The sequence below is a fragment of the Streptomyces cavernae genome (assembly GCF_004023625.1).
In the GTDB taxonomy this organism is placed as follows: domain Bacteria; phylum Actinomycetota; class Actinomycetes; order Streptomycetales; family Streptomycetaceae; genus Streptomyces; species Streptomyces cavernae.
The window spans coordinates 17,004-33,051 of record NZ_RPDJ01000066.1 but is presented as its reverse complement, the minus strand read 5'-3'; the positions used below and the strand labels follow the sequence as shown (position 1 = coordinate 33,051).

At 75.1% G+C, this 16,048-nt stretch carries 3 protein-coding genes; all 3 read right to left on the bottom strand.

Annotated elements, in window-relative coordinates:
• Positions 1 to 3,201, bottom strand: a 3,201-nt coding sequence (locus tag EF387_RS43650; RefSeq protein WP_162467335.1) for a type I polyketide synthase, incomplete at its 3' end; no start/stop codon positions are given.
• 147 nt (positions 3,202 to 3,348) lie between these two features.
• Positions 3,349 to 4,560 carry a cytochrome P450 gene (locus EF387_RS43645; RefSeq protein ID WP_128382155.1) on the bottom strand — a complete coding sequence of 404 codons (1,212 nt, stop codon included), beginning with the start codon at positions 4,558 to 4,560 and terminating at the stop codon, positions 3,349 to 3,351.
• A 25-nt stretch (positions 4,561 to 4,585) separates the two neighbouring features.
• Positions 4,586 to 16,030: a type I polyketide synthase gene (locus tag EF387_RS43640; protein ID WP_128382154.1), complete on the bottom strand. Its 11,445-nt coding sequence runs from the start codon at positions 16,028 to 16,030 to the stop codon at positions 4,586 to 4,588.
• Between the last annotated feature and the right edge of the window lie 18 nt (positions 16,031 to 16,048).

Below are 16,048 nucleotides of genomic sequence, written 5' to 3'. Positions count from 1 at the left end.
GATGTCGACGAGACCACCCCATCCGGCGGGCCACTCCAGGCCGGCCACCTGGCCGAGACCCCACAGACGGGCCTGCTCGGGCTCGATCCCCTCGCCGGGGGCGGTCGACACTCCCCCGCGCGTCGCCACCCAGAGCGGCGGCCCGTCCGCCGCCATCGTCTCCTGGATCACCGTCAGGGTTTCCGGGAGCCCGCTGAGGAACGACAGCACCCCGGTGGCGCGGTGACGGCCGAACGACTCGGCGAGCAGTACGGTGAGAGCCGCCCGGTCGGTGGGGCAGGCGATCACCTCGAACGGCCCGGACGACAGGTCCGGCAGCGGCCCGGCCCCGTCCTCGGGGACCAGGCACAGCCAGCGCCCGTCCGGCGCGGTGTCGCGGTCGACGGAGACCGGCTTCCACGTCACCCGGTAGCGCCAGCCGTCGTGGTCCCGACGCCCGCCGTGGTCGCGCCACCACCGTGTGAGGGCGGGCACCACCTCGGTGAGGTTCCGCGCGTCCACCGCGAGTTCGCGGGCCATGCCGTCCACGTCGGACGTGGCGACGAGCGACCAGAACTCGTCGCCGATCCCGGGCGCGGCGGCCGGGGACAGCCAGAACCGCTCGCGCTGGAACGCGTAGGTGGGGAGGTCGACCCGGCGGCGGCCGGGCAGCAGGGCGTCCCAGTCGACGTGGTGGCCGCGCAGCCACAGCCGCCCGGCGGTCTCCGTGACGTCGGCGGCCTCGGTCTCCGGTCCGCGGACCGCGGCGACGCCGGCGTCGACCAGTGTGCTCAGGACCCCGGCCGGGCCGATCTCCAGCCACGTTCCGGCGGCGCCGACGGCGTCGGCGAACCGGACGGTGCCGGTCACCTGGGCCACCCAGTAGCCGGGGTTCGTCACGTCCGCGCGACCTCCCCCGGTGGCGGCCATCGGGATCCGGGGCTCGTGGTGCTCCACGGACTCGACGACGGCCCGGAACCGCTCCAGCATCGGCTCCATCAGCGGAGAGTGGAACGCGTGCGAGACGCGCAACCGCCGCACCGGCACGCCGCGTTCCCGCAGTACCTCCACCGCGCGCGCGACCGGCCCGTCCTCGCCGGACAGCACGACGGAGGTGGGCGAGTTGACGGCGGCGACAAAGACCCCGTCACCCAGCAGGTCCGCGACCTCGGTTTCGCCCGCGCCGACCGTCCACATGACACCGCCGGCCGGCAGCGCCTGCATCAGGCCGGCCCGGGCGACCACGATCCGGCAGGCGTCCGGCACGGACCAGAGCCCGGCCACGCACGCGGCGGCCAGTTCGCCGATCGAATGCCCCACCACGACCTCGGGCCGCACCCCCCACGACTCCAACAACCGCGCCAGGGACACCTCGAACGCGAACAGCAGCAGTTGCGCGAGGCCGGTCCGGTCGACGTCACCGGACACGGAGGCAGGGTTCTCCAGCCCGCTCGCGAGGTCGTCCAGGCCCCATTCGGCGAGGACCCCCTGCGGCCAGTGCGCCACGATCCCGTCCCAGGCCTCGGCGAACACCGGGAAGGTCCTGTGCAGTTGAGCGCCCATGCCCGGCCGCTGCGCACCCTGACCGGTGAACATCCACGCCAGGCCGCCCTCGACCGCGCTCTCGGGGAAGGACGACCGGGCGCGGGCGTCCAGCACGGCTCCGTGCTCCAGCCGTGCCCGCGTGGACGTCAGCGACCACGCGACATCGCCGAGGGGGACGTCGGGGTGGGTGTCGAGGAAGGTTTCGAGCCGTTCGACCTGGGCGCGTACGGCGGCGTGGTCGCGCCCCGACACCACGAGCGGCACGGGCCCGGCCGGATCGGGGACGGCGTCGTCGGCCGCCGCGGGTTCCTCGACGCCTTCGAGGATCACGTGGGCGTTCGTCCCGCTGATCCCGAACGACGACACGCCCGCCCGGCGCACGCGGCCGGTCTCCGGCCACGGGCGCCGCTCGGTCACCACGTCGACGGCCCCCGCGGCCCAGTCGACCCGCGAACTGGGGCGCCCGACGTGCAGGGTGGCCGGGATCACGCCCGCGCGCATCGCCAGTACGGTCTTGATCACGCCGGCCACGCCCGCGGCGTACTGGGTGTGTCCGATGTTGGACTTGACCGAGCCGAGGTAGGCGGGGACGTCCCGGTCCTGGCCGTAGGTCGCCAGGAGCGCCTGGGCCTCGATCGGGTCGCCGAGGGCGGTCCCGGTGCCGTGGCCCTCGATCACGTCGACGTCGGCGGGTTCCAGGCCGGCGCTCGCCAGCGCGGCGCGGATCACCCGTTGCTGGGAGGGACCGTTGGGCGCGGTCAGGCCGTTGGAGGCGCCGTCCTGGTTGACCGCGGAGCCCCGTACGACGGCGAGCACGTGGTGGCCGTTGCGGCGGGCGTCCGACAGCCGTTCCAGGACGAGCACGCCGACGCCCTCGCCCCAGCCGGTGCCGTCGGCACCCTCGGCGTAGGACTTGCACCGGCCGTCACCGGCGAGGCCGCCCTGGCGGGAGAACTCGGTGAAGATCGCGGGTGAGGACATGATGAGCACGCCGCCCGCCAGGGCCAGGTCGCACTCGTCGTTGCGCAGGGACTGTGCCGCGAGGTGCAGCGACACCAGCGACGACGAGCACGCCGTGTCGACCGTGACCGCGGGGCCCTCCAGCCCCAGGACGTACGACACGCGGCCGGACAGCACGCTGCCCGGGAGGCCGGTGAGGGCGTAACCGTCGTCGGCTTCGGCGGAGTTCATCAGCAGCGCGCCGTACTCCTGCTGCGCGCCGCCGATGAAGACGCCGGTCCGGCTGCCCCGCAGCGACGTCGGGTCCACCCCGGCCCCTTCGAGGGCCTCCCACGAGGACTCCAGCAGCACGCGCTGCTGCGGGTCCATGGAGACCGCCTCGCGGGGTGACACGCCGAAGAAACCCGCGTCGAACAGCGCGGCGTCGTCGCGGAACGCACCGACGCTGCCCTCGGGCACGCGCCCGGTCTCCCAGCCGCGGTCGGCGGGCAGCGCGCCCATCGGATCGCGCTCGTCCATCAGGAGGTCCCACAGCTTCTCCGGCGTGTCGGCGCCGCCGGGGAACCTGCACGCCATGCCGACGATCGCGACCGGATCGCCCGCGGCGGCCAGCAGCGTGCTGTTCTGCTTGCGCAGCCGCTCGTTCTCCAGCAGGGACGCCCTCAACGCGTCGACGACGTCGGCGACGGAGACATCCTGGTTTGCTGCGGAATCCATCACCAGCTCCTGAGATTCGTTCACGCCGGGCAGCGGACCGCCACCGCGGCCACGCTAGGTCGGCCGGTCCGGGCCGGTACCCCGACTCGGACCGGCCGAGCCCCTACTCTTCGCGGACTTCGCCCCTGGGGCGGGGGCGGGAGCCGGTCAGGCGGGTTCGACGTCCAACGGCAGCTTCTTCGCGCCCAGCACGACCTGCGGGTTGTGGAACTCCACCGGCTCGTCCGTCGCGACCGACATCCGGCTGTAGCGGTCCAGCATCAGCTCCAGTGCCACGCGGCCCTCCAGCCGGGCCAGGGGCGCGCCCAGGCAGAAGTGGATGCCGCTGCCGAAGGCGAGGTGGCGGTTGGGCTTGCGGTCGAGGTCGAAGCGGTCCGGGTCGGCGAAGTGCGTCTCGTCCCGGTTGGCCGAGGCCGCCCAGACGCAGAGCACCTGCCCGGCCGGCACCGTCCTGCCGCCGACCTCGACCTCCTGCTTGGTGAGCCGGGACTGGCGGACCAGGGTCGGGCGCAGCCGCAGCACCTCTTCGATCGCGGCCGGTATCAGGCTCTTGTCGGCGCGGAGCCGGTCGGCCACCCCTGGGTTCTCCTCAAGGCACATGATCGTGTTGCCCAGCAGTGCGGTGGTCGTCACGTGACCGGCCATCAGCAGCAGGGCGCAGAAGGAGACGATCTCCTCGTCGGAGAGGCTGGGGGTGCCGTCCTCCTCGGTGGCGACCAGCTCGCTGATGAGGTCGTCGCCCGGGTTCGCGCGGCGCTTGGCGACGTGCTCCAGCAGGTAGGCGTTCATGGCCCGGCCGGTCGGCCGGAACGCCTCGATCTGCTCGGGCGTCGGCATGGCGCCCTCCTCGCCGTTGTTCTTGACGAACGCCTCGGCCCAGCCGCGGAACAGGTCCAGGTCGTCGCCGGGCACGCCGATGAGCTCGGCGATGATCACCACGGGCAGCGGGTACGCCATGGCGGCGACGACGTCGATGCGGGACTGGCCGGCGACCTTGTCCAGCAGGCCGGACGCAATCTCGCGGACCCGGGGCTCCAGCGAGGCCACGTACCTGGGTGTGAACGCCTTCGACACCAGGGAACGGAGCCGGCGGTGCACGGGCGGGTCCATCATCAGGAAGTTGCCGGTGGCGAACCAGTCCATGTCCGGGTTCGGCGGCAGCAGGGCGCTGAAGTCGCTGGAGAACCGGGTGTGGTCGCCGAAGATCTCCGCGATGTCGTCGTAGCCGAACACGTGCCACAGCCCGGGCGTCTCGCCCTGGATGATCCGGTCGGTCGAGCGGTGCGCCGCGAACCAGTCGTAGAGCCCGCTGATCTGCTCGGGCCAGGTACGTGCGAGCACGTTGTCTCCAGTGGTCATCGGAATATCGCCTTTCGGTGGTGTTTCAGCGGATGCCGAACTCGTCGTCGATCAGGGTGAGAAGTTCGGCCGTATCGAGGTCGTCCTCCAGGTCGCCGAGGCCGTCGTCCGGGCTCGGCGGCTGCTCGACGCGGGTGAGCAGCAGGCGCAGTCGTGACGCGAGGGCACCGCGGTCGCCCGGGTGGTCGCGCACGGCGGTTTCGAGGTGGTCGAGCGCGGCGAGCGCCGGGTCGGCGTTCGTGGGCTCGGGCGGCGCGAGTTCGTCCAGCAGGTGTGCGGCGAGCGCGTCGGGGGTCGGGTGGTCGAAGATCAGGGTGGCCGGGAGCCGCACCCCGGTGAGGGCGCCGAGCCGGTTGCGCAGGTCCACCGCCATCAGAGAGTCGAACCCGGCCGAGCTGAACGTCCTGGTGCGCGGCAGGGATCCGGGCGACGGCAGGGCGGCGACGGTCGCGGCCTCGCCGCGGACGAGTTCGGCGAGCGTGGTGAGCCGGTCTTCCGGCGGGAGTCCGGCGAGCCGCTGCCGCAGGGACGTCGCGGGGGCGGTGACGGGGCGGGGACGCACGGCCAGGGCCCGCAGCATGGGGTGTGCGTCCGGCTCGCCGAGCGCCCGCGGGTCGAGGCGGACGGGGACGACCACGGGCAGACCGGTCCCGACGGCATGGTCGAGTACCGCGCCGCCCTCGTCGGGGGTGAAGGCCAGCAGTCCGGACCGGGCGATCCGGCTCCGGTCGGTGTCCGACAGCGCCGCGGTCATTCCGGCGCCCTCCGCCCAGGGCCCCCATGCCAGGGACTGCCCGGGCAGTTCCCGTGCGCGCCGCACGCGGCACAGGGCGTCGGCGTAGGCGTTGGCGGCGGCGTAGTTCGCCTGCCCCACGCCACCGAGCGTGCCGGCCAGCGACGAGAACACCACGAACGCCTCCAGGCCGAGGCCGGCGGTCAGTTCGTGCAAGTGGTGGACAGCGTCGACCTTGACCCGCAGCACCCGCTCGACCTGCTCGGACGTGAGCGTGCCGAGCACACCGTCCTCGACGACGCCGGCGGTGTGCACCACCGCGGTGAGCGGGTGCTCCCCGGGGATTCCGGCGAGTACGCGCTCCAGCGCGGCCCGGTCGGTGACGTCGCAGGCGGCGAACGTGGCCGTGACGCCGAGGGCGGTCAGTTCCGCGCCGAGGGCCGTGGCCGCCGGTGCGTCGGGGCCGCTCCGGCTGAGCAGCAGCAGGTGCCGGACTCCGTGCTCGGTGGCCAGGTGCCGGGCGACCAGTCCGCCGAGCATGCCGGTGGCGCCGGTGATCAGGACCGTGCCGGACCGGGGCCACGGCGCGGCGGCCGGGTCGCCGCCGGTGACCCGGGTCAGCCGGGGCACATACGCCTGTCCGTCGCGCACCCGGATCTGCGGTTCGTCCGCGACCCGCAGCGCGGTGCGCACCGCGGCGTCGGCGTCGGCGTCGGCGTCGGCGGAACCGGTGTCCACCAGCACGATCCGGTCGGGGGCCTCCAGTTGGGCGGAGCGGAGCAGTCCCCAGGCCGCGGCGTGCGCGGGGTCCGGGTGGTCGTCGTCGGTCGCGGCGACGGTCCGGACGACCAGCGGGGCACCGGTGTCCGGGCCGTCGAGGAAGGTCCGCACCTCCTTCAGCAGCCGCTGGACGAGGGTGTGGGTGGTCGCGGGATCGGCGCCGGCGGGGTCGAGGGTGAGGGTGACCGGCTCGGGCCGCGCGGGCTGCTCGGTCTGGGGGGCGGGCACCCAGTCGACGCGCAGGAGGTCGTCGGCGCGTGAGCGGCCGGTCTCGCGCAGCGCCAGTGCCCCGACGCGGACGACGGGACGGTTGTCGGTGTCGGTCAGGGTGACCGATACCTGGTCGGGGCCGGTCTCGCGCAGGTGCACGCGGACGGTGGAGCTTCCCGGTCGTCCCACGCCGATGCCGCTCCAGCTGAACGGCAGCTTCGGCCGTGCGCTCGCCCGCGCTCCCGGCCGGAACGCCAGCGCGTGCAGGGCGGCGTCGAGCAGGGCCGGGTGCACGGTGAAGGACCCGGCCGAGGCGGCGAGGGCGTCCGGGAGCGAGACCTCGGCGAAGACCTCGTCCTCGCCCTGCCAGGCCGCGGTCAGGCCCCGGAAGGCGGGTCCGTAGCCGAAGCCGGCGGTCACGAGGCCGTCGTAGAGCCCGTCGACGTCCACGGCGCGGGCGTGCGCGGGCGGCCAGGGGCCGGGGTCCGCCGGTGCCAGGGGTGCGCCGGGCGCGAGCCATCCCTCGGCGTGGCGGACCCAGTCCTGTTGCGGCGCCGCCGAGTAGACGGCGACCGGCCGGCGGCCGTCCTGCCCGGCACCGACGACGACCTGGACGCGGACGCCCCCGGCCGGCAGCGGCAGCGGTTCGCTGAGGGTCAGGTCCTCCAGGGCGGGCGTGCCGACGCGAGCGCCGGCCCACAGCGCGAGTTCGACGAAGCCGGTGCCGGGGAACAGCACCGTGCCGAGCACGGTGTGGTCGGCCAGCCACGGCTGCCGCGCCGGGGACAGTTCCCCGGTGAACAGCACGTCCCCGGTGGCCGCCGAGGTCTCCTCGACGCCGAGCAGCGGATGCCCGGACGCGGTGCCGCCGGCCGGAGCCGGGTCCGGCCAGTACCGGCGGCGCTGGAAGGGGTAGGTGGGCAGGTCGACCCGGCGTGCACCAGTGCCGGCGAACACCGCGGACCAGTCCGGGCCGGCCCCGCGGACGTGCCCGGCGGCCACCGCGGTGAGCAGGGACTCGACTTCGTCCCGGTCGCGGCGCAGGGCGGCGACGCACTCGGTGTCCGTCCCGCTGTCGAGGCACTGTGCCGCCATGACGGTCAGGGCGCGGTCCGGGCCGAGTTCGAGGAAGGTGCGGACGCCCGCTCCGGCGAGGAACGCGATGCCGTCGGCGAACCGGACGGCTTCGCGGGCGTGCCGCAGCCAGTACCCGGGGGTGGTGACGTCGTCGGCGGCGACCGGTGTGCCGGTCAGGTCGGACACGATCGGTACGGTCGGCGGGGCGAAGTCCAGTTCCGCGAGGACGTCGGCGAAGGCGGCGAGCGCGGGTTCCACCAGCGGGGAGTGGAAGGCGTGGCTGACCGGCAGGCGGCGGGTGCGCGCCCCTTCGGCCGAGAAGTGCTCGGCGGCGAGGTCGAGCGCGGTGACCGGGCCGGAGAGGACGACGGCGGCGGGCGCGTTGACCGCGGCGACGGCGACCGTGCCGGCCCGGTCCCCCAGCGCCTTGTCGAGTCCGGCGGTCACCGAGGCCTCCGGCAGTCCGACGGCGAGCATGCCGCCGCCCGGCGGCAGGTCCCCCATCAGGGCGGCCCGGGCGGTCACTAGGCGGCAGGCGTCGGGCAGCGACAGCACGCCGGCCACGTGGGCCGCGCCGATCTCGCCGACGGAGTGTCCGATCAGGTAGTCCGGCCGTACTCCCCAGCTCTCCACCAGGCGGTAGAGGGCGACTTCGACGGCGAACAGCGCGGGCTGGGTGAAGCGGGTGTCGTCGAGGCCCTCGCCGCCGAAGACGACGTCGCGCAGTGACGTCCCGGCCGGCAGGTGCGGATCGCATGCGGCGCACACGGCGTCGAACGCCGCTGCGTAGGCCGGGAACGCCTCGTACAGCTCGCGTCCCATGCCGGGGCGCTGGCTGCCCTGGCCGGAGAAGAGCACGGCGAGGCCGCCGTCGGCCGCGGTCGCGCGCAGCAGCCCGGGTTCCGGTGTGCCGTCGCGCAGGGCGGCGAGCCCGGCCAGCGCGGTCGCCGTGTCGGGCGCGGGCACCGCTGCCCGGTGTTCCAGGGCGGCTCGGGTGGTGGCCAGCGAGTACCCGACGTCGGACGGGTCCGCGCCGTGGGTCAGGTGTTCGTGGACCGCACCGGCGAGTGCGCGCAGGGCGGGTTCGTTCGCCGCGGACAGCACCAGCGGGACCGGCGGCACGGGACCGCGCTCCGGTGCGGGTGCCGGGAGGGCGGGGGCCTGTTCGAGGATGACGTGGGCGTTCGTGCCGCTGATGCCGAAGGACGACACAGCCGCGCGCCGGGGCCGGTCCAGGTCGGGCCACGGGGTGGTCTCGGTCAGAAGGCTGACCGCGCCGGCCGCCCAGTCGACGTGCGGGGTCGGTTCGGTCAGGTGCAGGGAGCGGGGCAGCACGCCGTGGCGCAGGGCCTGCACCATCTTGATGATGCCGCCGACTCCGGCCGCCGCCTGGGCGTGGCCGATGTTGGACTTGAGCGAGCCGAGCCGCAGCGGTTCGGGGCGTTCGCCGCCGTACACCGCGAGCACCGCTCGCGCCTCGATCGGGTCGCCGAGGGTGGTGCCGGTGCCGTGCGCCTCGACGACGTCGACGTCGGACGGTGCCAGCCCCGCACGGTCGAGGGCGGCCCGCAGGACGCGCTGCTGGGCGGGGCCGCTGGGCGCGGTGAGGCCGTTCGACGCGCCGTCGGCGTTGATGGCGCTGCCGCGCAGCACGGCCAGCACGGGGTGTCCGTTGCGCGTCGCATCGGACAGCCGTTCGAGGACGAGGATGCCCGCGCCTTCGGCCCACGATGTGCCGTCGGCTGCCGCGGAGAAGGCCTTGCAGCGTCCGTCGGCGGCCAGGCCGCCCTGGCGGGCGAAGTCGTCGAAGAGGAACGGGCTCGCCATGATCGACACGCCGCCGGCGAGCGCGAGGTCGCACTCGCCGTCCCGCAGGGCCGCGGCCGCGTTGTGGAGCGCGACGAGCGAGGACGAGCAGGCGGTGTCGACGGTGACCGCGGGTCCTTCGAGCCCCAGGGCGTAGGCGACGCGCCCGGAGACGACGCTGGCCGAGGTCCCGGTCACGCCGTAGCCGGCCATGCTGTCCGAGCCCGCGGCGAACAGGCTCGCGTATCCCTGTGCGGCGGCTCCGACGAACACGCCGGTCCGGCTGCCGCGCAGGGCGTGGGCGTCGAGGCCGGCCCGTTCCACGGCCTCCCACGAGGTTTCGAGCAGGATCCGCTGCTGCGGGTCCATGGTGAGCGCCTCGCGCGGGGTGATGCCGAAGAACTCCGCGTCGAAGGAGGTCGCGTCCTGGACGAAGCCGCCGCGCACCGGGGTCTTCGGGGTCCAGCCGCGGTCGGCGGGCAGGCCGGAAACGGCGTCGCGTTCGTCGATGACGAGGTCCCACAGGTCGTCCGGGGAGGCGACGCCGCCGGGGTAGCGGCAGGCCATGCCGATGATGACCAGGGGGTCGTCCGTGTCCGGGCGCGCGGCCCGGGCGTCGGGCGCGGGTGCGGGGGCTTCGGAGGTGTCGGCGGCGCCGACGAGTTCGGCGAGCAGGTGGCCGGCGAGGTCGCGCGGGGTGGGGTGGTCGAAGACCAGGGTCACCGGAAGGCGCAGGCCGGTCGCGGCGGAGAGCCGGTTGCGGAACTCGACCCCGGTGAGCGAGTCGAAGCCGTGCTCCTTGAAGGTGCTGCCCGGCTGCACCGTCTCGGCGTCGGCGTGGCCGAGTACGGCGGCCGCGTGCTCGCGCACCAGCCGCAGCACGACGGTGGCGCGTTCGGTGCCGGTGAGGGGCGTGAGGCGGTCCCGGAGCGAGCCGTCGTCGCTCCGTCCGGCACGCCCGCGGCGGCGCGCGGCCGGCCGGACGAGGTCCCGCAGGACGGGCAGGACGCGGGCGCCCTCGGCGGTCAGCGGGGCCGGGTCGAGCAGGGCGGGTGCCAGGGTGGGCAGGCCGGCGTCCAGGGCGGTGTCGAGCAGGGCGAACGCCTCGTCGGTGGAGAGGGCGAGTACGCCGCCCCGGCCCATCCGGCGGACGTCGATGTCGCCGAGGTGGCCGGTCATCGCGCCGCGCTCCTCCCAGAAGCCCCAGGCCAGCGACAGGGCGGACAGGCCGCGTGCGGCGCGGTGGACGGCGAGCCCGTCGAGGACGGCGTTGGCCGCCGCGTAGCTGCTCTGGCCGGGGCCGCCGAGCACTCCGGCGAGGGAGGAGAACAGCACGAACCCGGCGAGGTCGGCGTCCTTCGTCAGCTCGTGCAGGTGCAGTGCGGCTTCGGTCTTGGGCCGCAGCACGCGGTCCGCCCGTTCGGCGTCGAGGCTTTCCAGCAGGCCGTCGTCGAGGACGCCGGCGGCGTGCACGACGAGGGTCAGGGGGTGCTCCGCGGGGATCCCGGCGAGCAGGCCCGCCAGGGCGTCGCGGTCGCCGACGTCGCACGCGGCGACGGTGACCCGGGCGCCGAGCGCGGTCAGTTCCGCGACGGTCTCCGCCGCGCCCGGGGAGTCGGCGCCGCGCCGGCCGGTGAGCAGCAGGTGCCGGACGCCGTGCCGCTCGACGAGGTGACGGGCGGTCAGCCCGCCGAGGGCGCCGAGTCCTCCGGTGATGAGCACGGTGCCGTCGGGGTCGAGGGCGCGGGGCACGGTGAGCACGGCCTTGCCGATGAGCGTGGCCTGGCTCAGCGCCCGGAAGGCGTCCCGGCCGCGGCGCAGGTCCCAGGTGGTGAGCCGGGGCGGGTGGAGTTCGCCGGCGGCGAGGAGGCGGGTGATCTCGGCGAGCATCTCGCCGATCCGGTCCGTGCCCGCTTCGAGCAGGTCGTAGACGCGGTAGGCGACGCCGGGGTGGTCGGCGGCGACGCGCTCCGGGTCGCGCTTGTCGGTCTTGCCCATCTCCAGGAACCGGCCGCCGTGCGGCAGCAGCCGGAGGCCGGCGTCGACGAACTCGCCGTTGAGGCAGTCGAGGACGATGTCGACGCCGGCGCCGCCGGTCGCGGTGCGGAAGCGGTCCTCGAACGCGAGCGTGCGCGAGTTGGCGAGGTGGTCGTCGGGGATGCCCAGGTCCCGCAGGAAGGCGTGCTTGGCGGGACTGGCGGTCGCGTAGACCTCCAGCCCGAGGTGGCGGGCGAGTTGGAGGGCGGCGTTGCCGACGCCGCCGGCGGCCGCGTGCAGCAGCAGTTTCTCGCCCGGCTGTGCGTCCGCGAGGTCGACGAGCCCGTAGTAGGCGGTGAGGAACGTGATCGGCACGGCGGCCGCCTCGGCGAAGGACATCCCCTCGGGAATCCTGGCCAGCAGCCGTTCGTCGGTGACGCCGACGGGGCCGAGGGTTTCGGTGGACAGGCCGAACACGCGGTCGCCGACCGTGAAGCCGTGTACGCCGGGTCCGGTCTCCAGGACCACACCGGCGACCTCGCCGCCGAGCCCGGACAGGCCCGGCACCATGTCCAGTGCGACGACGACGTCCTTGAAGTTCAGCCCGGCGGCCCGGATCCCGAGGCGGACGCGGCCGGGCGCGAGCGGGGCGAGGGCGTCCGGGAACGGTACGAGCGCGAGCCCGTCGATGGTGCCCGGCCGTGTGTTCTCCACCCGGTAGGCGCTCTCGCCTGCCGGGGGCGCCATCACGGTCCCGGAGTCCCAGGAGGACAGCCGCGGAACGCGCAGCACACTGCCGCGGACGGCGATCTGCTCCTCACCGGATCCCAGGGCGTGTGCCACGGCCTCCGGCGCGCAGCCGGCGGGGTCGAGGTCGAGGAGGGTGAACCGGCCGGGGTGCTCGGACTGGGCCGACCGCACCAGGCCCCACACACCGGCGGCGGGGACGTCGGTGACGTCGCCGTCGGCGGGGACCGCACCGGTCGTGACGAGTACCAGCCGCGTGTCCTCGCGGGCGGGGTCGGCGAGCCATTCCTGCAGCAGGGCCAGGGTGTCCAGGACCGGGCCGGTGCCCTCGCCGGCCGGCACCGGATACAGCACGGCGTCGGGCCGGTCGGTGCCTTCGAACAGTGCCGTCAGGCCGTCGGGGCCGTCGACGGCGACCGCGTCGGGGAGTGCGTGGGCCAGCACGGGTGCGCCCGGGCAGCGCGCCCAGCGGCCACCGGGACCCTCCGCGTGGTCGAGCGCGCGCCAGCGGAGCTGGTAGAGCGAGTCGTGCCGGACAGGGGCCGCGGGAGCGGCCGTCATCGGGCGGACCACGAGCGATCCGGCGGACGCGACCGGCGCGCCGGTCGTGTCGGCGACCAGCACTGACACGGCGTCGGCGCCGGTGCGGGTGAGCCGGACGCGCAGCGCGGTCGCGCCGTCCGCGTACACCTCGACGTCCTGCCACGAGAACGGCAGCCGGACCGCGTCCTGGCCGTCGCCGAGCAGGAACATCGCGTGCAGGGCGGCGTCGAACAGCGCGGGGTGCAGGGCGAAGTCGGGTGCGTCGCCGACGGCGGGCCCGGGCAGGGCGACCTCGGCGTACACCTCGTCGTCGCGGCGCCACGCCCGGCGCAGGCCGCGGAAGACGGGGCCGTAGCCGTAGCCGGCCCCGGTCATCATCCGATAGACCTCGGTGCCGTCGACCTCCTCCGCTCCCGTGGGCGGCCACTGGTCCAGCCGTTCCGGTTCCGTCGCCGTGCCGTCCCCGGGGGCGAGGGCGCCCGAGGCGTGCCGGGTCCACGGGGCCTGCGGTGCCGCCGCGGTGGGCCGGGCGTAGACGCCGAAGTCGCGGACGCCGTCGTCGTCGGGTGCGCCGGCGCGGACCTGGACGAGCACGCCGCCCTCACGGGGCAGCACCAGCGGCACCTCGAAGGTCAGCTCGGCCACCTGGGGGCAGCCGACCTGGTCGCCGGTGAGCACGGCCAGTTCGACCAGGCCGGTGCCGGGGAGGACGACCTGTCCGGCCACGGCGTGGTCGGACAGCCAGCCGTGGGTGTCCGTGCCGAGCCGGCCGGTCAGCACGACGGTGTCGTCCTCGGCGCTCGCGACCAGCGCGCCGAGCAGCGGGTGCGCGACCGGCTCGACTCCGACGGCGGGCAGGTCGCCGGCCGCGGCACGCACCCGGGTCCAGTAGGTGCGGTGCTGGAAGGCGTACGTCGGCAGGTCGACGGTCCCGGTGCCCGGGAACACCTTGGTCCAGTCGACCGGCGCGCCGTTGGCGTGGGCCTGGCCGAGGGCGGTGGCCAGGCGCTGGGGGCCGCCGTCGTCGCGGGCGAGGGTGCCGGACACCGAGGCGGTCACCTCGGCGTCGTCGATGATCTGCTGCACGGGCAGGGTGAGCACCGGGTGCGGGGCGATCTCCACGAACACTCGGTGGTCCCCGGCGAGCAGGGCGCGGACGGCGGGTTCGAACAGGACGGTCCCGCGGACGTTGCGGAACCAGTACTCCGCGTCGAGGGCGCCGGGTTCGGCCCAGGTGCCGGTGACCGTGGACAGCATCGGGAGGGCGTCGGTGCGCGGGGCCAGGTCGGCGAACGCGGTGAGCAGTTCGTCGCGCAGGACGTCGAGCAGGGGCGAGTGGCCGGCGACGTCCACGCCACGGACGCGCCGGACGCGGATCCCGTCGGCCTCGCAGGCGGCGGCGAACTCGTCGCAGGCCCGGGCGTCGCCGGCCACGGTCGCAGCGGCGGGGCCGTTGACGGCGGCGAGGGAGAGGCTGTCGGCCCACGGTGCGAGGCGGCGGGTGATCTCGTCGGCGGGGGCGAGCACGGAGAGCATGGCTCCGTCGCCGGCCAGGGGGAGCATCGCGAGGCTGCGGCGTGCGATGACGGCGGCGGCGTCCCGCAGCGAGAGGGCGCCGGCCACGTGGGCGGCGGCCACCTCGCCTTGCGAGTGCCCGACGACGGCGTCGGGTTCGACGCCGATGGCGCGCCACTGTGCGGCGAGGGAGACCATCACGGTGAACAGCACGGGCTGCAGGACGTCGACGCGCTCCACCGGGGGCGTGCCGGGTTCGCCGCGCAGCACGGCGAGCACGTCCCAGTCCAGGAACTCGCGGAGCGCTTCGGCGCATTCGGCGGCCTTCTCGGCGAACGCGCCGCCAGCGGCGAGGAGTTCGGTGCCCATGCCGGGCCACTGCGAGCCCTGGCCGGGGAATACGAAGACGACCTTGCCGGGCGTGGCGGTGCCGGTGACGGCGGTGCCGTTCTCCGCGAACGAGGCCAGCGCCGCCTCCAGTTCGGCTTGGTCGGCGCCGACGACGACGGCGCGCCGGGGCAGCGCGGTGCGGGTGGTGGCGAGCGACCGGCCGACAGCGGCGACGTCGAGGTCCGGGGAGCGGCGCACATGGTCGAGCAGGCGCCGGGCCTGGTCGCGCAGCGCGTCCTCGGTGCGCGCGCTCAGCACCCAGGGCAGCGGTCCGGCCGCGGCGGGCGCGTCGTCGGGCGCGGGCTGGGGCGGGGGCTCCTCGAGGATGACGTGGGCGTTGGTGCCGCTGATGCCGAACGCCGAGACGGCGGCGCGGCGGGGGGTGTCCCCGGCCGGCCAGGCACGCGGCTCGGTCAGCAGGCGGACGGCGCCGGAGTCCCAGTCCACGAGCGGTGAGGGCTGTTCGGCGTGGAGAGTCCTGGGCATGGTGGCGTGCTGCAGCGCGGTCACCACCTTGAGGACGCCGGCGGCTCCGGCGGCGGCCTGGGTGTGCCCGATGTTGGACTTCAGCGCGCCCAGCCACAGCGGCCGGTCCGCCGCGCGGGTGCGGCCGTAGACGGCGAGGAGTGCGTCGGCCTCGATGGGGTCGCCGAGCTTCGTGCCGGTCCCGTGCGCCTCGACGAGGTCGATGTCGGCCGCCGACAGGCGGGCGTCGGCCAGCGCGGCGCGGATCACGCGCTGCTGGGAGGGGCCGTTGGGGGCGGTGAGGCCGTTGGAGGCGCCGTCGGAGTTGATCGCGGTGCCGCGGACGACGGCGAGGACGCGGTGGCCGTGGCGGCGGGCGTCGGCGAGGCGTTCGACGGCGAGGACGACGGCGCCCTCGGACCAGGAGGTGCCGTCGGCGTCGGCCGAGAAGGCCTTGGAGCGGCCGTCGGTGGCCAGGGCCTGCTGGCGTGACATCGCGACCAGCACGGCCGGGGTGGACATGACGGTCACGCCGCCGGCCAGCGCCAGGTCGCACTCGCCCGCCCGCAGTGACCGCACCGCCATGTGCAGCGCGACGAGGGACGAGGAGCACGCCGTGTCGATGGTGAGCGAGGGCCCTTCCAGTCCGAGGACGTAGGAGACCCGGCCGGACAGCACGCTGTTGGAGCTGCCGGTCGCCGCGTAACCGTCGATGCCTTCCGGGGACGCGGCCAGCAGCGAGCCGTAGTCCTGCTGGGACAGCCCGGCGAACACGCCGGTCCGGCTGCCGCGCAGGGTCGCGGTGTCGACGCCGGCGCGTTCCAGCGCCTCCCAGGAGGTTTCCAGCAGCAGCCGCTGCTGCGGGTCCATCGCGGTGGCTTCGCGGGGCGAGATGCCGAAGAACTCGGCGTCGAAGCCGGCGGCGTCGTGGACGAAGCCGCCCTCGGTCATGTAGCAGGTGCCGTGGTGGTCGGGGTCGGGGTCGAAGAGCCGGTCGAGCTGCCAGCCCCGGTCGGCGGGGAACGCGCCGATGGCGTCGGTGCCGTCGGCCAGAAGCCGCCACAGCTCCTCGGGCGACCGCACCCCGCCGGGCAGCCGGCAGGCGGTGCCCACGATCGCGATCGGCTCGCTGTCCGCGTTCTCCAGCTCCGCCACGCGCGCGCGGGCCTTGTGCAGGTCGGCGGTGACCCACTTCAACGCGTCGAGCAGCTGCGATTCAGTCGCCATCGGAGTCTCTTCCGGTTG

Bases quoted from the DNA above. Each gene is read 5' to 3' on its own strand.
- EF387_RS43645 (WP_128382155.1), bottom strand. From the start codon at position 4,560: ATGACCACTGGAGACAACGTGCTCGCACGTACCTGGCCCGAGCAGATC.
- EF387_RS43640 (WP_128382154.1), bottom strand. From the start codon at position 16,030: ATGGCGACTGAATCGCAGCTGCTCGACGCGTTGAAGTGGGTCACCGCC.